16 protein-coding genes and 1 tRNA gene are annotated in these 23537 nt (G+C 53.3%); 7 read left to right on the forward strand and 10 right to left on the reverse strand.

All coding sequences use genetic code 11. The annotated features are described in order from the left end of the window. Positions 1 to 54: 54 nt before the first annotated feature. Complete coding sequence (locus tag CSTAT_RS10285; RefSeq protein WP_075723390.1) at positions 55 to 5022, forward strand: DEAD/DEAH box helicase; 4968 nt, start codon at positions 55 to 57, stop codon at positions 5020 to 5022. On the opposite strand, the gene CSTAT_RS10290 is transcribed toward CSTAT_RS10285, so the two are convergent. From CSTAT_RS10290 to CSTAT_RS10310, 5 genes are all read right to left on the reverse strand, one after another. After that, entirely contained in the window at positions 5003 to 6790 is a 1788-nt protein-coding gene (locus CSTAT_RS10290; protein ID WP_075723391.1) for an alpha/beta hydrolase, read from the reverse strand. The genes CSTAT_RS10285 and CSTAT_RS10290 overlap by 20 nt on opposite strands. Further along, on the reverse strand, positions 6791 to 7624 hold the full coding sequence (locus CSTAT_RS10295) for an ABC transporter ATP-binding protein (RefSeq protein ID WP_066795878.1): 834 nt from the start codon (positions 7622 to 7624) through the stop codon (positions 6791 to 6793). Positions 7625 to 7626: 2 nt separating this feature from the next. Further along, a complete protein-coding gene (locus CSTAT_RS10300) occupies positions 7627 to 9681 on the reverse strand; it encodes a dipeptide/oligopeptide/nickel ABC transporter permease/ATP-binding protein (protein WP_075723393.1) in 2055 nt (684 codons plus the stop codon). Between the two features lie 4 nt (positions 9682 to 9685). Continuing rightward, positions 9686 to 10633, reverse strand: a complete 948-nt coding sequence (locus CSTAT_RS10305) for an ABC transporter permease (RefSeq protein ID WP_066795884.1) — start codon at positions 10631 to 10633, stop codon at positions 9686 to 9688. Positions 10634 to 10733: 100 nt separating this feature from the next. Continuing rightward, complete coding sequence (locus CSTAT_RS10310) at positions 10734 to 12308, reverse strand: ABC transporter substrate-binding protein (protein ID WP_075723395.1); 1575 nt, start codon at positions 12306 to 12308, stop codon at positions 10734 to 10736. A gap of 561 nt (positions 12309 to 12869) precedes the next feature. Between CSTAT_RS10310 and CSTAT_RS10315 the strand changes: the two genes are divergently transcribed. Next, complete coding sequence (locus CSTAT_RS10315; RefSeq protein ID WP_075723397.1) at positions 12870 to 13607, forward strand: FadR/GntR family transcriptional regulator; 738 nt, start codon at positions 12870 to 12872, stop codon at positions 13605 to 13607. 121 nt (positions 13608 to 13728) lie between these two features. On the opposite strand, the gene CSTAT_RS10320 is transcribed toward CSTAT_RS10315, so the two are convergent. From CSTAT_RS10320 to CSTAT_RS10330, 3 genes are all read right to left on the reverse strand, one after another. Beyond that, positions 13729 to 14658, reverse strand: coding sequence for a dihydrodipicolinate synthase family protein (locus CSTAT_RS10320; RefSeq protein WP_066795895.1), 930 nt, complete (start codon positions 14656 to 14658; stop codon positions 13729 to 13731). Between the two features lie 92 nt (positions 14659 to 14750). Further along, positions 14751 to 15527: a glucosamine-6-phosphate deaminase gene (gene nagB, locus CSTAT_RS10325; protein WP_066795898.1), complete on the reverse strand. Its 777-nt coding sequence runs from the start codon at positions 15525 to 15527 to the stop codon at positions 14751 to 14753. Positions 15528 to 15542: 15 nt separating this feature from the next. Beyond that, positions 15543 to 16763 (reverse strand): N-acetylglucosamine-6-phosphate deacetylase, encoded by a 1221-nt coding sequence (locus CSTAT_RS10330; RefSeq protein WP_066795901.1) that lies wholly within the window; start codon positions 16761 to 16763, stop codon positions 15543 to 15545. Positions 16764 to 16916: 153 nt separating this feature from the next. On the opposite strand from CSTAT_RS10330, the gene CSTAT_RS10335 reads away from it, so the two are divergent. Beyond that, the gene (locus CSTAT_RS10335) at positions 16917 to 17861 is read left to right on the forward strand and encodes an ROK family protein (protein WP_075723398.1); all 945 of its coding nucleotides are present in this window, start codon (positions 16917 to 16919) and stop codon (positions 17859 to 17861) included. Between the two features lie 56 nt (positions 17862 to 17917). Continuing rightward, positions 17918 to 18622 (forward strand): putative N-acetylmannosamine-6-phosphate 2-epimerase, encoded by a 705-nt coding sequence (locus CSTAT_RS10340; protein ID WP_075723399.1) that lies wholly within the window; start codon positions 17918 to 17920, stop codon positions 18620 to 18622. Between the two features lie 3 nt (positions 18623 to 18625). Here CSTAT_RS10340 and CSTAT_RS10345 read toward each other — a convergent pair whose 3' ends face one another. Next, the gene (locus CSTAT_RS10345) at positions 18626 to 19717 is read right to left on the reverse strand and encodes an alkene reductase (RefSeq protein WP_075723400.1); all 1092 of its coding nucleotides are present in this window, start codon (positions 19715 to 19717) and stop codon (positions 18626 to 18628) included. 209 nt (positions 19718 to 19926) lie between these two features. Here CSTAT_RS10345 and cmrA point away from each other — a divergent pair, with 209 nt between their 5' ends. Next, a complete protein-coding gene (gene cmrA, locus CSTAT_RS10350; RefSeq protein WP_075723402.1) occupies positions 19927 to 20727 on the forward strand; it encodes a mycolate reductase in 801 nt (266 codons plus the stop codon). Positions 20728 to 20891: 164 nt separating this feature from the next. Here cmrA and CSTAT_RS10355 read toward each other — a convergent pair whose 3' ends face one another. Continuing rightward, on the reverse strand, positions 20892 to 22448 hold the full coding sequence (locus tag CSTAT_RS10355) for an alanine/glycine:cation symporter family protein (RefSeq protein ID WP_075723404.1): 1557 nt from the start codon (positions 22446 to 22448) through the stop codon (positions 20892 to 20894). Between the two features lie 264 nt (positions 22449 to 22712). On the opposite strand from CSTAT_RS10355, the gene orn reads away from it, so the two are divergent. After that, positions 22713 to 23351, forward strand: a complete 639-nt coding sequence (gene orn, locus CSTAT_RS10360; protein WP_075723406.1) for an oligoribonuclease — start codon at positions 22713 to 22715, stop codon at positions 23349 to 23351. A 49-nt stretch (positions 23352 to 23400) separates the two neighbouring features. Next, positions 23401 to 23473 (forward strand) — tRNA-His (locus tag CSTAT_RS10365). Positions 23474 to 23537: the final 64 nt, after the last annotated feature.

A 23537-nucleotide genomic window follows, 5' to 3' on the forward strand; every position in this document is an offset into this window, starting at 1 on the left:
AGTCACCCCTCCCCTTATGGAACACATCGGAGTGGTTTCATAGATAATGACTCTATGACTGCATTTGGTGACGTGCTGGAACAGCTCCGCGAAAATCAGCCTCAGGGCAAGTACGGTATTGCTTTTGAGAAATTGATGGTGAATTTCTTCCGTACTGCTCCGACGCTTGCCAGCCAATTTGATGAGGTCTATCGCTGGGGCGACTGGCGCTATAACGGAGGCAAAGCAGATACCGGCATCGACTTGGTGGCACACCGCATTGATGACGATAGCTGGGTAGCTATCCAAGCGAAGTTCTATAAAGAAACCACCAGTATTCAAAAGAGCCACATTGACTCGTTCTTTGAGGCCAGTGGGCATTCTTTCGAGACGGAGAAGGGCAAAGAGCACTTCTCTCATCGCTACATCATCTCCACTACGGACAAATGGTCCAAGAATGCCGAAGAAGCACTCGAAAACCAGATGATTGAGACCAGCCGCATCGGTATGGCTGATATCGCTACGGCACCAGTGAACTGGGATGTGGCCTTCCCTGGTTCCGAGATTCAAATTAATCTTTCTCGGAAAGAAGCTTTCGCGCCCCGGAAGCACCAGGTCGAGGCAATCGACAAAGTGATGACTGGGTTTGAAAACCATGACCGCGGCAAGCTGATTATGGCTTGTGGCACGGGCAAGACTTTTACGTCGCTGCGATTGGCTGAGGAATACGCGAAAGAGAATGGCAACAAGGCACGTGTCCTATTCCTCGTCCCCTCTATCGCGCTACTTTCCCAGACTCTTCGTGAGTGGACTGCCCAGTCCACGATGGATCTACGTTGCTTCGCGGTATGTTCAGATACCAAGGTTGGTCGCGCAGCGGAAGATATCGCTCCGCATGATTTAGAAGTACCGGTCTCCACCAATGGTGAGATGATTGCCAGTACGTTTGCCAGCGGTAAGCGTGCTCAAGGTTTACATGTGGTTTTCTCCACGTACCAATCCCTCCCAGCAGTGCACGAAGCACAAAAGCAAGGATTGGACGAGTTTGACCTAATCATCTGCGATGAGGCTCACCGCACTACAGGTGTAACACTTGCCGGGGAAGACGCGTCCAACTTCGTTCGCGTCCACGATGAGGACTACATCAAGGCAGACAAACGTCTGTATATGACTGCAACTCCTCGCCTTTTCGATGATTCCATTAAGGGCAAAGCTGCAGAGCACTCTGCTGAGCTAGCCTCCATGGATGATGAGGCCATCTATGGAGCAGAGTTCCATCGTCTTGGTTTCGGAGAGGCCGTTGAAAAAGGACTGCTGACGGATTACAAGGTCCTCGTAATGACCGTCGACGAAGATGTCGCCGCGGAAGCTCTCGCCTCAGCACCGAGCCCAGATATCAACCTGACAACTGCCTCCGCGATGATTGGCGCGTGGAATGCTCTCGCAAAACGTTCGGGCAAGCTTCAGGGGCAAAAAGACGGTTTCGAAATTGGTGCTTCCCCCATGCAACGTACTGTTGCATTCGCGAAGGATATCAAGGCCTCCAAGCAAATTGCTGAGTCCTTTCCTTCGCTAATTGAGACTCACAAAGCTCAACTGCTTGAGCACCAGGCACTATCTGGCGCAGATGAACAGAACTTGGACCTCGAGATTTGCGCTGAGCATGTTGACGGAACAATGAATGCTCTTCAGCGCTCCTCCCGTATTTCCTGGCTTGAGGCGGACATGCCGTCCATTGAATCGCGAGTGCTGACCAACGCACGCTGTCTTTCTGAGGGCGTCGATGTTCCAGGCCTCGACTCTGTCATTTTCTTTAACCCACGTAATTCGATGGTGGATGTGGTTCAGTCTGTCGGACGTGTCATGCGAAAGGCCGAAGGCAAGGACTACGGCTACATCATTCTTCCGGTCGCGGTTGCGCCTGGGGTGAGTCCTTCGCAGGCCTTAAATGACAACACCCGCTTCAAAGTGGTCTGGCAGATTCTCAACGCGCTTCGCGCACACGATGATCGTTTCAATGCGAAGGTGAACTCCATTGCGCTGAATGAAGGAACCATGGATGACCTACCAATCCAGGTAGAGCCAGTCGAGGATCCAAAGAAGAAGCTTAATGCCGATGATGCCCGCAAGGCAGATGCCGCTTACGATGAAGGCTCCCTAGCGCAGCAGGTTGCGCTGTTTTCTTTAGAACAGTGGCAAGAAGCCATGTACACGAAACTCGTGGACAAGGTCGGTACCCGTACCTACTGGGAAGACTGGGCTGACGACGTTGCAACAATTGCGCAGTCGCAGATCACCCGCATCAAGGTTCTCGTCGATGGCGCTAATCCGAAACTCCGAAAGGAATTCGACCGCTTCGTAGAAGGCTTGCGCGGCAATCTCAACGACTCGATTACTGATGATGAAGCCATCAGCATGTTGTCGCAGCACCTGATCACAGCACCAGTCTTCGACGCTCTATTTACTGAGTATGACTTCTCGGCGCATAACCCAGTTGCGCAGGTCATGCAGCGCATGGCCGATATTCTCGAAGAAGCCAACCTGGAGACCGAAACCGATTCACTCGAGAAATTCTACGAGTCTGTTCGTGTGCGTGCTTCGGAGGTGTCCTCAGCATCCGGTAAGCAGCAGGTCATTAAGGAACTCTACGAGCGTTTCTTCCAAAAGGCGTTTAAGAGGCAGGCTGAATCACTCGGTATTGTCTACACCCCGGTAGAGATCGTCGACTTTATTCTCCGCGCCGCCGATGACGTATCCAAGATGCATTTTGGCAAAGGACTTACCGATGAAGGTGTCTGCATCCTCGATCCTTTCGCCGGCACGTCGACGTTTATGGTTCGGCTTTTGCAGTCCGGCCTCATCAAGCCGGAAGACATGGCTCGTAAATACGCCAATGAGCTTTTTGCTACGGAGATCATGCTGCTTGCGTACTACGTTTCCGCCGTAAACATTGAAACAACGTACAACGCACTGCGCGCTGAAGCAGCACTTCGCAATGGCGGACCAGAGCCGGACTACGTGCCTTTCGATGGCATTGCGCTTGCTGATACTTTCCAAATCCACGAAGATGGCGACATCCTCGACATGGACGTTTTCAAGAACAATAACCAGCGCATTGAACGTCAGAAGGCTGCGCCGATCAACGTCATCATCGGCAATCCGCCCTACTCAGCTGGTCAAAAGTCCGCTAACGACAATAATGCGAACGTGAAATACCCGACTCTGGATAAGCGGATTGCAGAGACTTATGCAGCAAAGTCGACGGCCACCAACAAGAATTCCTTGTACGACTCATATTTGCGTGCATTCCGTTGGGCGACTGACCGCATTGGTAATCAGGGCGTTGTCGCATTCGTTTCCAATGGTGGGTGGCTCGACGGCAATACCGGAGACGGCATTCGCCTGACACTGGCAGACGACTTTTCAGACATCTACGTCTTCAACCTGAGGGGAAACCAACGCACAGCTGGTGAACTTTCACGCAAAGAGGGCGGCAAGGTGTTCGGGTCTGGCTCGCGAAGCACCATTGCCATAACCATTGGTATTAAAGACCCCAACAAGACTAGATTCCGGCTTCACTACCGTGACATCGGTGACTATATCACCGCCGAAGAAAAACTCAAAATTGTTGACTCCTCATCGATAAGTTCAATCGACTGGTCCAATATTGAGCCGAATGAACATGGCGACTGGCTCAACCAGCGAAGCGAAGACTTCGCGACTTGGCCTGTGGTTGGAGAAAAGAATTCCCCAAAGACAAAGTTCTTCAACCTCTATTCTCGAGGACTAGCAACAGGCCGAGATTCTTGGGCATACGGACACACTAAACAAGAACTCCTGTCGAACCTTGAGCAACTAGTAGAAACGTACGAAAGCGCTAAAAACATTTTTGCCCAGTGGGCGTCTGCGCAAGGAATCACGAAACCTCTCGAAGCAGACTTTGATTTGTTCCTGCGAGGTCATTCTGAATTCCTGGATTCGAAACGCATTTCATGGAATCGAACAATTAAGAAGCTGGCCTGTAAGCAACATAAGATTGTTGTAAATCCAGAAAGGGTGTTCTCAGCTCTCTACCGGCCTTTTACAAGCCAATACGTGTACTTCCACGCCGACCTAAACGACATGACCTATCGGCTACCTTCGATGTTTCCGTCACGAATTCATAAGAATATCGGAGTCCTGGTTTCAGCTCCCGCATCATCAGCTCCATTTACTGTGAACGCCACCACTCTAATGCCTGACTTAGTTGCAATTGCTGGGGCAGGCAATCCTGGACAATTTTTCACCCGTTTTAGCTGGCAAAGCATCGAAACGGACGATGGCGGCCTATTCGCAGCTGGACACTCCCCGTTTTCGAAGCAAGAAAACTCAATATACGGTCAAGTTGGTGAAGAAGAGGATGGATACCGACGCGTCGACAACATTACTGATGAGATTAAGAAGCTCTACCGCGATACTTTGGGGTCGAATATTACTGGCGACGATATTTTCCACTTTGTGTATGGAAAGCTGCATGATCCGGAATACAGGACGAAGTATGCAGCTGACTTGAAGAAAATGCTGCCGCATATTGAAACGCCGGCGACGCGGGCGGAGTTCGATAAATTTGCGGTCGCAGGCAAAGAGCTTATGGATCTGCATATCAATTACGAAGATGCGGAGCCTTGGCCACTGACGTTCAAGGTCACGGGCGACGAGGCCGACCGCGAGACCTGGCGTGTTACGAAGCTTGCGTGGGCTAAGAAGAAAGATCCGGAGACCGGTAAGAACATCAACGATGTGACAACACTGAAGTACAACAAGTACGTCACTATCACTGATATTCCGGAAGAAGCTGATGAGTACATGCTGGGGTCGCGCTCAGCGCTGGCGTGGATTATTGACCGCTACCAGGTAAAAAAGGACAAGGCGTCAGGAATCGTCAACGATCCGAATGACTGGGCGGATGAAGTTGGCAACCCACGCTACATCGCTGATTTGATTGGCAAGGTAACGCGAGTCGCTATGGAGACGGTGCGTATCGTTAAGAGCTTGGAAGAATAAGCTGCTGGTGGAAGTCCGCGATGAGCTTGAGCAAAGTTTCCCATGACGGGGTGCCTGGGATGGTGGCGAGCCCGTGCACTGTTCCGGAGAACATGTGCAACTCGGTGTTCACGCCGTTATCGGCCAGTCTGCGGGCCCAGTCGATTCCTTCATCCCGCAGAGGATCAGCAGGGTTGACTACCACAAGCGTTGGCGGGAGCAGTGTCTTATCCGCCGGTATCAGATCAGTTACTGGCGGCTTATCGGGTGTGTAGCCAGCCCAGGCTGCCGCCGATGCCTTCTTGTACCACACCGGTCCATCAGCATAGGTTGCCCACGATGCTGAGCGCATTGCCGGATCCAGGCACGGTTCTACCGCGATAAATGACCTGACGTGCTGGCGAATCTCCGCCTCGTGTTCCGGGGCGAAGTCTTCCAAGCGGGCAAAAGCCTGCGCCAAGGTACCCGCACCAGCGGAGTCACCGTAGGCGATAATTGGAATACCTGGATAACGCCGGACCGTTTCAGCCAGGGCCGCAATCGTATCGATGACCCCTGCTGGATAGGGATGCTCAGGTGATAAACGGTATTCGGGTGAGATAGCTACCGCAGGGTGGAATTTCCGAACTAAAGCTTCATGGCGTACGTCGTCATATTCAGGCTTGCCGCCCAGATAGCCGCCGCCGTGTACACAAAAGAACACGGCTGTGGGCACCATGCGCCCACAGCGCACATCGTCGTGTGCGATGACACGGACAGTTTGCGCATACGGTCCTGCTTTGGCCAATCGTGTTGCCGCAGCCGAGTCCAGATAAGGCACCATCTTGAATTGGGTAGCACTAAAACCCGGCGCAAAGCGGTGTGGGATATACCGTGCCTCACCTGATGCTCGCATGGCCGGTGCATCCCAGGTGGTCTGCGGCGGCAGGCTATCGGCGAGCAGTTTCAGATCAGGGCGGATAAATGCTTTTGGCTTCCGTGGAGAGTCTTCGCGTGGCAGGACGCGCTCTACGAAGGAATCCACCGCGGCGAAGAATTCCGCGGACTTATCCCGGCGCACGGTATGGGAGGCACCAGAAATAATCGCACCTTCTACCACCTGTGAGGAAATAGCTTGGTCCAACCGGTGGGCATCGAAAAGCGCATCGTGCCCATCACCAGTCAGCAATAACGTTGGCATTGTTAGGTTGGGCAGAATGGCTTCCTCGTCTGTGCCACTAACAGTTGTTCCCACCACGCCCGTTTCCAAAAGATTGGGATCAACCAGTGCTTTCGCCTGTGCCCATCCGGTGTACTCAGCAGCAGACCACGCAGGATAGTTCGGCAGTAGATCCCGAATGGCCTCGGCAGGAGCATCGCCCTGCTTGCGCATCCGTGCCACCAGCTGCGGGGCGTCTTTACGGTAACGGCGTGCTTGTGCTGCGGAGAGCAGGGCTGGGTCTTCGAGCACTAGGGCATCGATAAGCTGCGGATTGCGCCTGGCCACATGTGCTGCCACCGCACCGCCGAAAGAATGCCCCAGCACAATGACAGGCAACCCGCCCGGCGCGGCGTTGATAATCTGCGCGAGATCACCCTCGAAATGCTCAGCTACCGCCGCGAATGGATCTTGTAGCTGCTCGTCACTCAGCCGGGGCGCATGTCCATGACCAAGCAGGTCCACAAGATAGACCTGGAAAGAGGAACCGAAATGGGTGGCAATATCGGACAGACTGGCTGCGCTATCTCCTACTCCGTGCGTAGCAATGACGATGCCGCGCACGGGATTACCGGACACTGAATAGCTCACCTACTGTGCCTGTTCTAGCTCAACATTTGCTGGGTGGAGTAAGGAAGGCGCGGCGCCCAAAAGCGTGCGGGTGTACTCATCACGTGGATTAGTCAACAAATCATCGGCTGGCCCTTCTTCCACGACCTTGCCAGCATTCATGACAGCAAGACGGTCCGAGATATAACGCACGGTTTGGATGTCGTGGGAGATAAAGACCATGGAGAGACCCAGATCATTTTTTAAGTCCATGAGCAGGTTCAGGATCTGCGCACGCACGGATACGTCCAGCGCAGACGTTGGCTCATCGGCGATGATGACATCAGGACTTAAGGTCAGCGCACGGGCAATAGCTACGCGCTGGCGCTGACCGCCGGAGAGCTGACCGGGCATTGCTTCCAATGCTGAGGTGGGAAGACCCACGCGAGAGATGAGTTCCTCTACGCGTTCTTCACGCTCTGCTTTGGTGCCTACCTTGTGCATTTCTAGCGGATCAATGAGCTGATCGTGGACGGTCATACGCGCATTCAGTGCAGTCGAGGGATCCTGGAAAATAACCGACACGACGCGCCCAATTTTGCGGCGGTCGGCGGCAGAGCGCTTGGATACTTCCTGGCCGCGGAAAAAGACTTGCCCTGCGGTAGGAATCTGTAATCCACACATGACATTGGCAGTTGTGGATTTACCGCAGCCTGACTCCCCCACGATCCCTAAGGTTTCACCTGCGTGCACTTTTAGGTTCACGCCTTGCACGGCATGAACATAGGAGGGCTTGAAGATGCCGCTGTTGCGAGACTTGAACTTCACCTCAATATCGCGCAGCTCAATGATTGGGTTTTGATCCGTAGATTGCATGGTTACGCTCCTTCCGGAGTATTAAGGCGCTCGGTAGGTGTGCCTGGTGAGATGACACCAGTTTCTTTATCGGGGATCGCAGCGTAAGTGTGGTCTGCTTCAGGTGGGCCTACCTTGGTGCGCACTGGTGTGATGTCTTCCCCATATCCAGCATGCGATGAACGTGGGGCAAAGCGGTCACCGGATGGGAAGTCCTTCGGGGAAGGAACAACGCCCGGAATCTGATGTAGGCGACCAGAGGATGCCTCAATAGATAGCACAGCGCCGAGCAGACCACGGGTGTATTCATGGACTGGGTTAGTCAGCAGTTCCACATTCTCTGCTTGTTCTACCACCTGGCCGGCGTACATGACAGTGACCTTGTGGGCGACTTCGGCAACTAGTGCCAAGTCGTGGGATACGAAGATCATCGCAAAGCCGAGCTTGTCACGGAGATCATTGAGCAACTCAATAACCTGCTTCTGCACGGTCACATCCAGCGCAGTGGTTGGTTCGTCCGCGATAACCAGCTTCGGGTCACGGGTCAGTGCCATCGCAATGAGCACGCGCTGGCGTTGGCCACCGGAGAGCTCATGTGGATAAGACTCCAAAGTGCGCTTCGGCTCCAGACCGACAAGCTCCAAAAGGTCTTCAGCGCTGCGGGTACCACCGCGCGAGGTCAGCTGCTTCATCTGCGACTTAATCAGCATGCCTGGGTTCAGGGAACTCAACGCATCCTGGTACACCATGGCAAGTTCGTGTCCAAGCAGTGACTGGCGTTCTTTCTTCGGCATCGACAGCAAGTCGCGACCTTCATAGAGTGCTTCACCGGTGACTTCTGCGGATGGATCAATCAGACCCATAATCGCAAAGGCTGTAATCGATTTACCACAACCAGATTCACCAACCAGCGCCATGGTTTCCCCCTTACGCACGGTGAAGGAAACATTGTCCACCACGTTGACATCACCGTGGCGTGGGAACTTGATGCACAAGTTCTTGACTTCCAAAAGCACCGGGGAATCCTCAGGTGGAATCTGACGGTCATCGCGCAAGCCCTCCACGCGTTTGAGCTCATCAATGCGCTTGGCCAGTCCCTCTTTTTGTGCTTCGTGTGCAGCAACAGAATCAGCCAACAGGCGGTCCTGCTCACGCTGAGCATGCTTAGAAGGCTTAGTCTTAGCTGGGCCAGTAGGTGCTGCCACCATGGCATCAGTAATACCTTCAGAGACAATGTTGAGACACAGCACGGTCAGCATGATCATGATGCCGGGGAAAAGCGCTTGCCACCATTCGCCGCGCAGGACGCCTGGCTGGGCAGCGGACAAGATATTGCCCCAGGTAGCGATTGGTTCTTGCAGGCCTGCGCCAATAAAGGTCAAAGATGCCTCGAGGATGATGGCGTCAGCAACAAGAAGCGTGGCAAACACCAGGATTGGTGCAGCACAGTTGCGCATGACGTGGCGCGACAAAGTCCACGGTGCGCGGGCACCTGCGACAACGACTGCATTGACATAGTCCTTGCCGTATTCACTAAGCACATTCGCGCGAACAATACGGGTGAGCTGTGGGATATAGACAAAGGCAATGGAGCCGATGATGACCCAGATCAGCGCCTCGGGGTTCGAGGGGTCACGAAAGACGACGACGGATACAGCGGCCAAAGCAATTGCAGGCACGGACATGATGACGTCCATGGTGCGCATAATCAGCTCATCGATCGCCCGGCGTGATACCGCAGCAATAGAGCCTAAGAGCGTGGCGATGGCAAGAGCAATGCCTGTCGATGCCAAACCCACCAGCATTGAATAACGCCCGCCATAGAGCAAACGCGATGCAACATCGCGACCCAGATGATCAGTGCCGAAGATATTTTCCGCTGAAGGCGGCAATCCCTTCATTGTGATGGCCTGCGGATCATGTGGCGCAAGCAGCGGTGCCAGAATGGCGCTGAGTGCAACAATGCCCAAGACGATAATCGACAGTTTTGAGCCCAAGCTCATTGCGTTCCACCGACGAAAGCGCACTTTACCGGCGTTGTCTTCCATCGCTTGGAGTTTTTGCTTCTTTGAAGTCATTTTCTTACACCGCCCGAATTCGAGGGTTAATCAGTACATAGAGCACGTCAACAATGATGTTGACCAGGATGAAGGCAATAGCAACAACCAACGCCGACCCCTGGACAACGCTGACCCAAGAATTGGTAATGCCATCGATAAGCACGCGGCCCATGCCTTGAAGGTTGAAGATGATCTCAATGACCACCGCGCCACCGATGAGGTAGCCCACGCGCAAACCCAGCACGGTTACTGGAGTAATCAGCGCATTACGCAACACATTGCGGGATACTACGACGCTCCGCGGGATGCCAGCGCCGATCGCGGTACGAACATAATCCGAATCGAGCTCTTCTACCATGGAAGTACGCACAATACGGGTCATCTGACCAATAACAGGAACTGCGAGAGAGACTGCCGGAAGCAACATACGCTCAAACCAACCAGCGGGGTCTTCCATGAGTTGTGGCAGCGGGCCGGCAACAGGCAGCGTGCCGATAAACGCCATCACCAGAAGGATTGCCAACCAGAAAGAAGGAGTTGCAATGAAGACGACGGAGAAGAACCGGATGACCTGATCCGGCCAACGGTTACGAAACAGTGCTGCAATAATTCCCAGCGGAAATGAAATCAAAACGGCGATGATAAGACCGAAGAAAGTCAGCTGCAGGGTAATTGGCAGTGCTGCAAAGACCTTATCTGCCACAGGCAGTCCGGCTTGTCCGTAGACGCCCAGGTCGCCCTGGAGCATTCCTGTGATATAAGAGCCAAATTGGACATACCACGGGTCGTTGAGACCATTGGTTTCACGATAAGCGGCAAGTGCTTCTGGGGTGGCAGATTCACCAAGCGCTGCATATGCGGGGTCAATGGGCGACAGTGACATCAGAACGAATACTAAAAACGTCACTCCTAACACCATGATGGGCAGCAGCACAATGCGTCTACCGACGAGGCGGATGAGATTGTTCATATTTCGCCGAGTTCTACTTCCTAAAGATCGGAGTAAAAGGGTTAGGCTGCGGTGCCCGCCTAACCCTTTTAGGGTTCACAACGCCTTTTCGTGAACCTGATTATTCGCTAGCGGTTGTATCCAACAGTTGGAGGCCAGTAGTGGAGATTGCCTTGAAGCCCTCAAGCTTTTCGGGGTTATACGCAGTCAGCAGGGAGCGGTGGAACAGTGGGTAGACCACAGCATTTTCTGCGATGATGTCCTGGGCGGTATCCCAGTTCTCTTGTGCTTCATCTGCTGGCTTACGAACGCCTTCATCGAGCACGGTCCGCAGTTCGTCGAAAGCTTCCTTGTCAGATTCCTGCCAGAAGGAACGCTGCTTGGTCCACACGTTGTCTCCGTACCACCAGTTCATCAGCAAAGCTGGGTCTTGCCCGAATACTGAAGGGTCACCAGGAGCCAACGCAACATCGAAGGTTGGGTCTTCTACATCCAAGTAGTCAGCATAAAGAGAAGCAGAAGCCTGGGACTGGATGTTGACGGTAATACCCACTGCCTCCAGATTGTTTTTGATCTGTGGGGACAGCTGCTCAATCCAGGTGTGGTCCGTGGTCAACAAAGTTACCGAGAGATCTTCAGCGCCAGCTTCTTCCAGAAGCGATTTTGCTGCTTCTGGGTCGTAGCTCAGGTCAGTGTCAGCCTCAGAGTAGTTTGGGTGGCTTTCCGGCAGGAAGGATGTTGCTTCGGTTGCCTTCCCGGACATATTGTTATCCACCAACTGCTGCTTATCGATAGCGCGGTGGAATGCCTGGCGGACACGCTCATCATTGAACGGTTCCTTCTCGGTGTTGAAGAGCAAGAATGGCAGGTTGAAGCCATCCTTTTCTTCAATCGTCATGCCAGCGCCCTCAAGCAAGGAAGCGTTATCAGCAGATACGTTTTCAATAACGTCCGCTGCGCCGGACTGACCAGCGTTGGTACGTGCAGTGTCATCTACCAGAACGTCCCAAATTAACTTGGCGTTCTTCGCTTCCTTTTCACCGTTGTAATTCTCATTAGGTACCGCAACAACCTGTGAGTCAGTAATCGACTCATATTTGTAAGGACCAGAACCGATAGGCATATTGGTCAGCTCATCATCGGTCGCAGACTCAGGAACAATCTTGACTACCGAGAGGCGTTCCTTGAGCAGCTCGAATGGGTACTTCAGCTTCAAGGTGATGGTGGAATCATCTTTCGCTTCAACGGTGTCAATAAAATCCACCATTTCTGCATAGATATTGCCTTCGGCCATGGAGCGGTCAAAGGAGGATACGACGTCAGCAGAGGTGACATCGGAGCCGTCGGAGAACTTTGCGCCCTCACGGATAGAAATCTCGTACTCCGTGTCGGAGATTTCTGTTGGCTCGTCTTCAGCGGCCAGAGCCTTGTATACGGAGTAGTCCGAAAGGTCCTGCTCATATAGGCCTTCAACTACGTGCCAGTTGGTACCCATAGCCAATGCCGATGAGGTCGACGATGGGTGGTAGTTGGTGGTTGCGTACGCAACGCCGGAAATAATGGTGCCGTTGCCTGCGCCATCAGCACCACCTGCGGCGTCGGAAGTGTCATCAGAGCTTCCACAAGCTGTGACGAAGAGTCCGGCAGTGGCCAACATTGCGGTCAAGACCTTCGCGCGGCGGTTTAGGTGTGCCATCTTCAATACCTTGTCTCTTGTTCTCTTTGGGTGAGTAATGGAGGAAACAGAATGCTGCGCCTGCTATTAAATTGCTGAAACGTCAACATTTATCTCAAACGCTGCGGGTCGTCATCGGGATGCATTTCTCAGCCCCCTAGCGAATCGCTTATCAGACATCCTATAGGTTAGGTCGCTCACATTCACCAAAAAGGGAGTGGCCAATCTCCAAAATTGCGGCTAGGTGACCCGCCCCATTCAATAAATGTGGCCGTCCCCACAGGTCACGCCATAAACAGAACACAAACCTTTTGCCCCAGAAACCTCCACACAAACACCCCCCGATTCCACCCCCGCCACCCCGCGATTTCCGACTTGCGCCAGCATATCCGCCATTTGACACGACCGCCGAACAAGCAGGCATCTACCCCCAATACAGTAGAAATACCGATAACTTCACGCAGCGTTCAACATCTGCTGCTACAATTTCAACCCCAACGGCACATCTCCTACCTGTCTGACATCAGTGCGTAGGCAGAGAGCGTAGTTGCCGTATTCATTCCGCAAGAGATTGAAGGCACCATGACATACCCCAACTCCGCGGGAAACGACTCCGCAGCCCCACAGGCAGGCGGCTTTACTCCCCTGCCATCGCTCAGCCGCACAGGTAGCGTTATTCAAGCCATCAAAGGCTACATTATTTCGCACAAGCTAAATCCCGGCGATCCTCTCCCCTCTGAGAATCAACTCTCTCAGGAACTGCAAGGATCCCGTTCAGCCATACGCGAAGCCATCGGCCAGCTCCAAGCTTTAGATATCGTCCGCGTTGAACGCGGCAAAGGCACCTTTGTCGGCAATTTGTCCATAGCTCCGTTGGCAGAAACTATTTTGCTGCGAGCTTCTTTAGAACCAGGCAGCCTCAATACCTTGCGGGATGTGGTTGAAGTTCGCAAGATGCTAGATATTGGTTCTGCCCGCGCTATTGTCGCCGCTCTTAATGGCTCCACCAACCCCGCGCTAAGCGCGCTTGTGACGTCTATGGAGAAAAAAGCCCAGGCTGGCGAACCTTTCTTGGATGAAGACAATGCTTTCCATCAACAGCTTTATACCCACACCTCCGCGCTGCTATCCCAACTCGGCACCACGTTGTGGAGTATCCACATGCAAGCACTTACTAGTGCCGATGTTCGTACTGACGAGCTAGAAGACACCGCCCGCGCACACCGCAAGATGCTCACCGCTGCCGAAGCTGGCGACCTGGACACCTACCTCGTGGCTGTTGATGAGCACTACGCTCCCCTGCTCAACTCCCTCGCTTAACCCTGCACGCACAGAAGGCCCAGTTTCTGGATGAATTCCATCAGAAACTGGGCCTAAAATCTTGCCGGCTCAAGGTCCGCCTTGGCGGTTTGGACTTCAAGCAAGCAATAACTAGATCAAACTAGATCAAATTAGCCTCCTGCAGTACCTTGCGGACTGCTTCAACATTTTCGCCTTCCATGCGAGCAACAGGCAGAGGCATCTGATTGGTCTTGATAACGTTAAGCAACTGCAACGCAGTCTTAAACCCACCAATACCAGCTCCGAATCCGGATACTCCGCTGGTAACAGTCACAATGTGCATCAGGCGCGCGATACGCTCTTGCTCGGCGCGCACTGTTTCCCAGTCCCCATTTTGGTAAGCATCCCATTGACGGACATATCCATCAGGATCAACGTTGCCCAGACCAGGAACGCTGCCATCTGCGCCAGACAAGTAAGCACCATCAACCACAACCTCGTGCCCTGTAAAAATACGTAGCGGGTGACCAGCGTCTTCATTAGCCTGGCACAACCACCGGAATGCCACATCATCGCCCGAAGAATCTTTGACGCCAGCGATTACTCCATCCGCAGCAAGGCGCATCAACAAATCTACGGGTAGTTTGACGTTGACGCAGACAGGAATGTCATAGGCATACACGGGCAGATCCGTCGCTTTGGCAATGGCACGGAAGTGCGCTTCGACTACTTCCAATCCACCCAGTGCATAAAACGGTGCGGTGGCAACCAGTCCGTCAACCCCTGCCGCTTCAGCATCGCGAACATGCTCAAGTACACGTTCGGTCTGAGTGTCCACTACCCCAGCAAGAACCGGCAGTCGTCCATCGACAATGCTCATGGTTGCTTCCAGGATTTCCTGACGACGCTCACGGGTAGAGAAAGCAACTTCCCCGGAAGATCCCAGGATGAACAGGCCATGCACGCCGGAGGCGATGAGGCGCTCCAAATGGGTGACGTAGGATTCGCGGTCAAAGCTCCGGTCATCATTGAGGGGAACGATAACGGGCGGGATGACACCGGAGAGGTTTGCGATAGATGCATTAGACATGGTGGGAAAACTCCTTTAAAAATAATGAAAGTTCAAATCAAACTAGAAAATCGAATGAGAAAATTAGGCTATTTTCGGCGACAGTTTTTCGGTCAATGGCCCTGCCAACCAGGTTTATTGGCTTCCACGAAGTGGTAATAGTCAGCGTGTTTAAGACGCGCTGCTGCCGCCTCATCCACGATCACCGTGGCGTGCGGATGAAGTTGCAGAATCGATGCCGGACATATCGCACTCAACGGACCTTCAGCCAAAGCCGCAACAGCGTCTGCTTTGTTATCACCCGTGGCCAGCAGCATCAGATGCCCGCCACGGCTAATCGTGCCCAGGCCTTGGGTTAGCACGTGAACCGGTACATCTTGGGTGGATTCAAAGAATCGCGCATTGTCAGAAATAGTGCTGGCATGCAGTGTCTTCATCCGTGTACCAGAAGATAATGAGCTACCGGGCTCGTTAAATCCAATGTGCCCGTCTGTGCCTACGCCGAGTACTTGCACGTCGATGCCACCGGCCTCAGCAATGGCTTTGTCGTAGGCAAGTCCTGCGTCATCAGGATGTGCAGCCATTCCGTCCGGTGAATACACCCGGGCATCATCGATATCGATGTGGTAGGTGAATTCCCGGCGAATGGTCGCAAAATAAGATTGCTCATGTTCACGCGGCAGCCCAATGTATTCATCCAGCAAGAAGGCTTGGGACTGGGAAAAGCTCAGCTCCCCGCGCTGATATCTCGCGATGAGTTCTTTGTACATAGCCACCGGCGTCGATCCTGTGGCCAATCCCAGTGTTGCGCCACGGTCGGCATAGTCCGCGATGATGTCAGCTGCAGCCTGAGCAACTGACGCAGCGTCAGGACGGATTAGTATTTCCATGTAAAAAATTTCTTTCTACTTCGAGGTTGCTCGTGGATATAGCGCACGACCAGCCGCAATGGTCAACTCGGGAAGCGAGTCGCCACCGTTTGCAAATACCACCAGGTCCGCTGGCTTTCCAGTTATTACTGTGGTCAGCTCACCCATTCCCATTACGCGAGCGACATTGCCAGTAACAAAGGCACTGGCTTGGCGGATGCTCGCACCACGCGTCATCCGGCGGGAAAATTGCTCGGCCAAAGTGCTGGTACCACCAGCGATAGCACCACCATTGGTCAAACGCGCCACTCCATCCGCGACGGTGACATCCAGTGCGCCAAGAACATAATCGCCATCAGCCTTACCCGCCGCAGCCATCGCGTCCGTGATGCCAAAAGAATTGTGCGGCGCAGCATTGATCACCATGTCGACAGCACCATCATCTAAATGTGTGCCATCAGCAATGACCTCTAGTCCGATTTCCCCGCGGGCACCGGCACTAATAAGCGCTGCTGCTGCACCTGGAGCGCGGTGGTGAATTTGCGGCATAGCATTGAACAAGTGCGTGGCGGCCACCGTCGCACCTATCTCACGGCCACGCGAGATAGCCGCCGCCATCGTGTCAAAGTCAGCATTAGTATGCCCCAATGACGCGATGACACCATGCTGCGCACATAGTTCAAAAAGCTGATCCACATGCGCGGTTTCTGGCGCAAAGGTAATGGACTTCAAATATCCTTCACCTGCAGAAATAACCTCAGCAAACATGTCCGGGTCACCGTCTATAATGTTCACAGGGTTCTGCGCACCACAGCGAGCTGATGAGATAAACGGGCCTTCCATGTGAATGCCTGCGATATATCCCTGTTGAGCCAAACTTGCCAGCAACGACGTTTGTGCAACTAACTCATCCCCAGGCGCGGAAACCAAAGAAGCCCACAGTGTCGTGCTGCCACGTGCACGGTGATACATCGCAGCATCAATGCATTCTTCTATAGTTCCCGTAGGAAAACCGCCGCCCGCACCGCCATGATTATGTACGTCAATAAAGCCTGGCACAATCAACGGACCGTGCCATTCCGCACCAGCGGATTCATCAAACTCGGTTGCATCAACAGCGTCAACGACGGTGTCTAGGACTCCGTTAATCAACGTCAAAGTTGCGGGACGTGGCAAATTCACACCGTCATAAAACAGCCCGGTGATATCGCCGCTAAATAGATCTTTGGGCGCCTGGCTTTCTGAGTGCACCATCATGGTAGTTATTACCTCTTCTGGTCTGTGTTGCATGTGTAAATCGAACTTCAAAGCATTTGGCCAAGATTTTTACGCCTAGGAGCTTCTCACCTGCCGCCAACCTGTATGATGTCTTATAAGTAATGTAGCTCATAGTAGCAAAGTGGAGACCTCATGCCTAGCTTTTGCACAATCACACTTGATATCGGTGGTACAAAGATCGCCTATGGTCTCATCCCCGATACACAACCCACCACGGTTTTAGCCCTAGGGCGCATCCCTAGCCAACCAGCCAATTCGACCGCTTATCAGCAGGTTTGCCTAGCGCTCGAGCAGGCTCTCGCAGCAGCAAAGACGGCAGGCCTTGAACCAGCGCGCGTAGGCATTGCTGCCCCCGGAGTGGTGGATACTGCCACTGGGATTGTTACCTACGCTGGGGCCACTATGCCCGGTTGGCAAGGCACTAACCTGTATGACTTGGTGTTTAAAGAGACCGGATTGCCGAGCATCGCCACCAATGATGTTCGCGCATTCGGGCTTGGTGAATTCAAACACGGTGGCCACTCTGATTATTCGCGGGTGCTGTTTATCTCCCTTGGCACAGGCCTAGGCGGCGCAGTCATTGATGACCGCGTATTACTTACTTCCCCACGTGCGACCGCCGGGGAGTTTTCAGAGTTGGTCACCTCTGATGCGTTTGGATATGCCCAGCGCGCAGAACTGGTCGCTTCGGGGACCGGATTAACCATCTATTACAACGATATTGAAGAAGGCCACACCCCAGCTATCGGCGAAATTGCCTGGCGTGAGCTCGAACCTACAGACACTAGGTTGGAAGATATCACCGAAGAAGACGTGCACTTTGAGTCCATTTTGAAGGGAAATCTCACTGGCCTGGGACAAACCTTGGGTGCGATAGTGACAGCTTTCGATGCTGACGCAATCATCATCGGCGGTGGCTTGGCCAGCCTCGGAGAAAGAGTTTTGGAACCAATCCGCGCAGGCCTTTCTTCCTCTGCGCTAGCACCCAATAAATCCACCCCGGTTATCCGCGCTAGGCTCGGTGACAATTCTCCGCTCATCGGCGCCGGTGTTCTTGCCACCACCCACCTGGGTTAAAACCCACCACAATTTTTAAAGCATTGAATCTTTAAGACACAGAAAGAATGACTGGCATGAAGCTATCTTTTGAGAAACTCCGCCCACTGATTGAAGGCAAGGTAATTGTCTCCGCACAAGCACCGGATGGACATGCCTTACGCGATACGCATGCTCTGACCGCGATTGCGAAAGCATGCGTCAATGGCGGATCACCTGCCATTCGCTGTGGCGGCTATGGCGGAGTGGAGGATATTGCATCCATCAGCAACGCCGTAGATGTCCCAGTGTTTGGCCTGACCAAAGAAGGCACGGTGGGCGTCTACATCACACCGACACGCGAATCAGTGCGCGCAGTAGCCCAAGCTGGCGCTGCAGTTGTGTGCGCGGATGCAACCTTCCGTGACCGTCCAGATGGCTCCGCCTTGGCTGACCTTATTGAGACTGCGCACGCAGAAGGCATTCTCTTCATGGCAGACTGCGCTACCCCAGAACAGGCTAAAGCCGCTGCGGATGCCGGCGCGGACATCGTATCCACGACATTGGCTGGATACACAGAAGACCGCCCGAAGACGGACGGTCCTGATTTTGAGGCACTTGAGCAAACGCGAAAGCTTATCGGCCCCGATGTTTTCCTCATTGGTGAGGGGCGTTTTTCCTCACCAGCTGATGCTGCCAAGGGCCTGGAACTAGGAGCGAACGCCATCATTGTTGGCACCGCGATTACTGATCCGGGTTGGATCACCGCTCACTTCCAGGCTGGCGTAGTAAACGAGTCTTAGTACTTATACGCGGACTAGAGTTGGGTAATCGGTGTAGCCCTTTGGTCCACCAGCGTAGAAGGTGGCCGTGTCGGGCTCGTTGAGTTCCGCGCCGCTCTTCCAGCGCTCCACTAGGTCTGGGTTGGCAATGAGCATGCGGCCAACCACAGCGGCGTCGGCACCTAGTTCATCGACAATCTTTTGTGCTTCATCCAGCTGGGTCACCACTGCAAAACCGGTGTTGAGCAGTAAAGGCCAACCGTGGGTGTGCTGGATCTGTTGACGCAGTTCAGTTGCAACCGGGCTTTGTGGGTCATTTGCGAGTACGGAGACATACGCGAGTTTGAGGTCTGTGATCTGCTCAAAGAGTGCCTGGTAGGTCGCGATGGTTTCGTCCTCATCAACTTCCGCAATGCCCTGAATATTGTGCTGTGGGGAAATACGCACCGCAGTGCGGTCTGCACCAATTTCCTCAGCGACCGCGCGGATAATCTCCGCGGTCAGCCGCGCACGGTTAGCGGGGCTTCCGCCATATTCATCCTCGCGCACATTGGAGTTTGGAGCCATAAACTCATGGAGCAAATAGCCGTTTGCACCGTGGACTTCGATGCCATCTAGGCCGGCATCGATAGCCCGGCGCGCGCTGAGTCGAAACTCCTCGATGACCTGAGCGATCTCCTCCGTGGTCAGCGCCTCAGGAACCACGCCTTCGGTCTTTCCGCCAAAGCCACGAACTTCCCCACCGGTAGCAAGAGCACTAGGTGCTTTTACCGGCGCATCGCGCAAAAGGTCAGGGTGCGAGGTACGTCCACCATGCATTACCTGAGCAAAGATGACGCCATCACGCTCATGCACGGCCTCAGCCACAGGCTTCCAGGCTTCCGTGTGCTCATCGGTAGCAAGACCTGCCTGGCCAGGGAAAGAACGGCAGCTATATGCCGGGAATACTCCTTCGGTTACTACTAGGCCAGCGGATGCACGCTGGGAATAGTATTCCTTGTGCAATTCGGTAGGGGTGCCGTCTTCGCCAGCACGTTGGCGGGTCAAAGGCGCCATGGTTACGCGGTTGTCGAGGTTGTATCGGCCGATTTGTACCGAATCAAAAAGCTTTGTCACTGTCTCCCTTTCGATGAGTGTTTGTCCAAGCGGTACAACTTCACGCCAAGACAATTAATTCCATGGGAAACTATTTCTCAAGGTCGATATGCCTTCAAGGCGGTTGAGCTACTCGGGTAGACCACGGGTGCAGTAGATTTGAGAGCTAGAACAAGTACAGAAACAAGCACTGAATATTTTTGCCTGAAGTGAAAGGATTTCCACCCACCATGGCACTTCCCTCCCCCGCTAAAGATTCCTACGCGCTCATCACTGGCGCTAGTCAGGGCATCGGTGAAGCGATGGCACGCGACTTGGCAAAGCTAGGTCATAATGTCATCCTCGTTGCCCGCAGGCAGGAGGTTTTGCAGTCGCTTGTCGATGAATTCGTCGGCAACTACGGCATCGACGCCCTTTGCTGGCCCGCAGATCTGTCCAAAGAAGATGCAGTAGATGACGTCATTGCGAAGATGGCTGAGGTCAACATCCACATCATTATCAACTCTGCGGGCATTGCGAGCTTTGGCGCCTTTATGGAGCAGGACTGGCAGTACGAAACCGATCAGTTTCACCTCAACGCCACTGCGGTACACCGGCTAACGCGTGCAGCACTAGAGCAAATGCTGCCGCGTAAATCCGGCGCTATCTGCAATGTGGGCTCAGCTGCGGGCAATGTGCCCATCCCGTATAACGCGACCTACGTGTTTACCAAGGCTGGTGTAAATGCCTTTACCGAAGCACTGCACTACGAACTTAAGAAAACCGGAGTGACCTGCACTCTGCTCGCACCAGGACCTGTGCGCGATGCCGTCATTGCTGACTCTGAAAAGTCCATCGTGGACAAGGTCGTGCCAGATTTTTTATGGACTACCTACGAGTCCTGTTCCGAAGAGACCTTAAACGCCATGGCCAAGAACCAGCGCCGCGTCGTGCCCGGGCCTTTGTCCAAAGCGATGAATGTCGTCTCCCAGATTCTCCCTACCCCAGCTTTAGCGCCGCTGATGGGTAAGTTTTACTCCAAGATGGGATAAAACGCTCACTTCGTTCTCGTTTTACGTGTGAGAATAACCTGCGCTCGTGTTTTGCATAAGAGATCAATCTGCGCTTGTGTTAGAACAAAAAGGGATCACTATGAAGTTTTTCCATAGTGATCCCTTTGGTTTATACGAACAGTTCCACCGAATCAGTCAGGTTTTTACTCCTGAACTGGTGTAGTTTCAGCTGGACGAGATACAGGTGCGTTTCCGTACAACTCTGGATTTTGCAATTTACGCTTTTCCCAGAAAGTAGCGTTTTTGATTCCCAATGCCTCTGGGTCGAACTGAGGATCTTTGCCCGCCTTCTTCTGCTCGTAGTAATCCTTCATCGCCTTGAGAGCTGGACCCTGAAGGATAATAATCCCGATGACATTGAGCCATGCAGTAGCGCCAACACCGATATCTCCCAGTGCCCATGCAGCACCAGATGCAGAAGTTGCACCAACTACAACGGAGATAACAACGAGAACTCGCAACACCCAAATGATGCCGCGGCGCACATTGGCGTTTGGAATCCAGCGGTTGAAGTAAGCCAGGTTGGTCTCTGCCATGTAGTAGTACGCCAGCACAGTGGTAAAGGCGAAGAACATAATTGCTAGAGCCACGAAGCTTGGACCGAAACCAGAGAAGTGAGCATCCATACCTTCTTGCACGAATCCAGGTCCTACCGCAGTGTCAGAAGGCAGCATTTGACCTTCGTAGCGGATAGCACCATCTTCACTTTCGCCCTCGAACACGCGGTACATATCAGTAGAGATGATGATGAATGCAGTGGCGGAGCATACGAACAAGGTGTCAACGTAGACAGCGAATGCCTGAACAAAGCCCTGCTTGGCTGGGTGCGAAACTTCTGCTGCGGCAGCGTGCTGCGGACCAGTACCCTGACCAGCTTCATTGGAGTAGATACCGCGGCGAACACCCCACATGATAGCGACGCCCAGCATGCCTCCAAATCCAGCGTTCAGGTTGAATGCGGAGGTGAAAATCAGACTGAATACTTCGGGAATGTCCTGGTAGTTAATGAACAGAATGATAAACGCAATAATGATGTAGATGACTGCCATGAATGGAACCACCATGGAAGCAAACGATGCAATACGCTTCACACCGCCGACAACAATAACCGCGAGGACGACTGCCAAAGTTACACCGGTGATGGTGGTGCTGATGCCCCAAGCATTTTCAACAGCAGAAGAAACACCGTTGGCCTGAATGCCTGGGAGGAAGTATGCAGTTGCCAAAATCATCGCGACTGCGAAGACAATGCCGTAAATCAGCATAAATGGAGCAGCCTTGGTGTGGGCGTACGCCTTTTCAATGTAATAAGCCGGGCCACCGCGGTACTCACCGGTATCCTTGTCCTGCTCTTTATAGATTTGAGCAAGAGTACATTCGATAAATGACGTTGCGGAGCCCAGCAATGCCACGGTCCACATCCAAAAAACCGCGCCTGGGCCACCGAAAGCAATAGCGGTTGCAACACCCGCGATGTTGCCAACACCAACGCGTCCCGCCAATGACATCATGAGGGACTCAAAAGATGAGACACCATTCTCAGACCTTTCACCCCGCACAAGTTGCTTAAGCATGTCTGGGATTCCACGGATCTGGATGAATTTAGTGACGATTGTGAAGTAGACGCCGGCCGCCAAGCAAAGGAAAACCAATGCCGGGGACCAGATAACGCCGTTTAGCCAATCGAGTAAGGCTGCCATGTGGGCTCCTTTTGTTTGAGATTTTTCGCACACACCCAACGCGAAGGTTCGTGTCAGATGAAGAAAATCTTACCCTACTTCGGTCCCAAAAGTGGACTAGACCACTAAATTTCTTTCAACGTTTTCACATCATAAATTCATTTATTCGACAGAAATTGAAGCTACCAGCAATGTTAACCATCTCACAAAATTAGCGAACTTTGCAAAACTCCCTATTTCAGGGGTAGTAAATCCAGCGTGATGCCAACGGTTAAGATAGCTTTCATGACTGCTTCTCAAACCCCTGCCAAACATGACCGCCTCGTGTGGATCGATCTGGAAATGACCGGACTCGATCCCAAGCGCCACACCATTGTGGAAATCGCCGCAATCATTACCGACGCGGGTCTCAACGTGGTCGGCGAGGGACTCGATATCGTCATCCACGCCACCAACGAAGAACTGGCAGAGATGGATGACTTTGTTACCAACATGCACAATTCCTCTGGCCTGACAGAAGAAATCAAGGCCGCGACAACAACGTTGGCGGAGGCCGAAACCGCGGTTCTGGAACTCATCGAAAAGCACTGCGACCCTGAACACCCCGCACCCCTGGCCGGCAATTCCATTGCCACTGACCGCGCTTTCATCCGTGAATACATGCCGCGCCTTGACAAAGCACTGCATTACCGCATGATTGATGTTTCGACCATCAAGGAACTCGCCCGCCGTTGGCACCCGCGCGCGTATTTCAACCAGCCCGATAAGGGCCTTGCCCACCGAGCACTTGCCGACATCGTCGAATCTATCCGCGAACTCGACTACTACCGTCGCTCCGTATTCCGCACAGACGAGGGTCCCACCTCTACCGAAGCGACCGAAGCTGCCAAGGAATCAACCGCCTCCTACCAGGCGTTTTTGTAATTTGAACTTCGTAAGATAGTCTTTAATACGCTGCTTAAGGGCAGCAATGGTGGCTGTAGTTCAGCTGGTAGAGCACCAGGTTGTGATCCTGGGTGTCGCGGGTTCGAGCCCCGTCAGCCACCCCTGCGTCCTCAGTAGGTACATAGCTGAAACTATGCCCTGACTGATGGTTGACAGGTAACGCCG

Source organism: Corynebacterium stationis (genome assembly GCF_001941345.1).
In the GTDB taxonomy this organism is placed as follows: Bacteria; Actinomycetota; Actinomycetes; order Mycobacteriales; family Mycobacteriaceae; genus Corynebacterium; species Corynebacterium stationis.

Excerpts from the sequence above, each read along its gene's own strand:
- CSTAT_RS10295 (WP_066795878.1), bottom strand. The coding sequence starts at position 7,624 with ATGCAATCTACGGATCAAAACCCAATCATTGAGCTGCGCGATATTGAG.
- CSTAT_RS10335 (WP_075723398.1), top strand. The coding sequence starts at position 16,917 with ATGCCTAGCTTTTGCACAATCACACTTGATATCGGTGGTACAAAGATC.
- CSTAT_RS10355 (WP_075723404.1), bottom strand. The coding sequence starts at position 22,448 with ATGGCAGCCTTACTCGATTGGCTAAACGGCGTTATCTGGTCCCCGGCA.
- CSTAT_RS10300 (WP_075723393.1), bottom strand. The coding sequence starts at position 9,681 with ATGACTTCAAAGAAGCAAAAACTCCAAGCGATGGAAGACAACGCCGGT.
- CSTAT_RS10310 (WP_075723395.1), bottom strand. The coding sequence starts at position 12,308 with ATGGCACACCTAAACCGCCGCGCGAAGGTCTTGACCGCAATGTTGGCC.
- CSTAT_RS10305 (WP_066795884.1), bottom strand. The coding sequence starts at position 10,633 with ATGAACAATCTCATCCGCCTCGTCGGTAGACGCATTGTGCTGCTGCCC.
- orn (WP_075723406.1), top strand. The coding sequence starts at position 22,713 with ATGACTGCTTCTCAAACCCCTGCCAAACATGACCGCCTCGTGTGGATC.
- CSTAT_RS10285 (WP_075723390.1), top strand. The coding sequence starts at position 55 with ATGACTGCATTTGGTGACGTGCTGGAACAGCTCCGCGAAAATCAGCCT.
- CSTAT_RS10330 (WP_066795901.1), bottom strand. The coding sequence starts at position 16,763 with ATGATGGTGCACTCAGAAAGCCAGGCGCCCAAAGATCTATTTAGCGGC.
- cmrA (WP_075723402.1), top strand. The coding sequence starts at position 19,927 with ATGGCACTTCCCTCCCCCGCTAAAGATTCCTACGCGCTCATCACTGGC.
- nagB (WP_066795898.1), bottom strand. The coding sequence starts at position 15,527 with ATGGAAATACTAATCCGTCCTGACGCTGCGTCAGTTGCTCAGGCTGCA.
- CSTAT_RS10340 (WP_075723399.1), top strand. The coding sequence starts at position 17,918 with ATGAAGCTATCTTTTGAGAAACTCCGCCCACTGATTGAAGGCAAGGTA.
- CSTAT_RS10320 (WP_066795895.1), bottom strand. The coding sequence starts at position 14,658 with ATGTCTAATGCATCTATCGCAAACCTCTCCGGTGTCATCCCGCCCGTT.
- CSTAT_RS10315 (WP_075723397.1), top strand. The coding sequence starts at position 12,870 with ATGACATACCCCAACTCCGCGGGAAACGACTCCGCAGCCCCACAGGCA.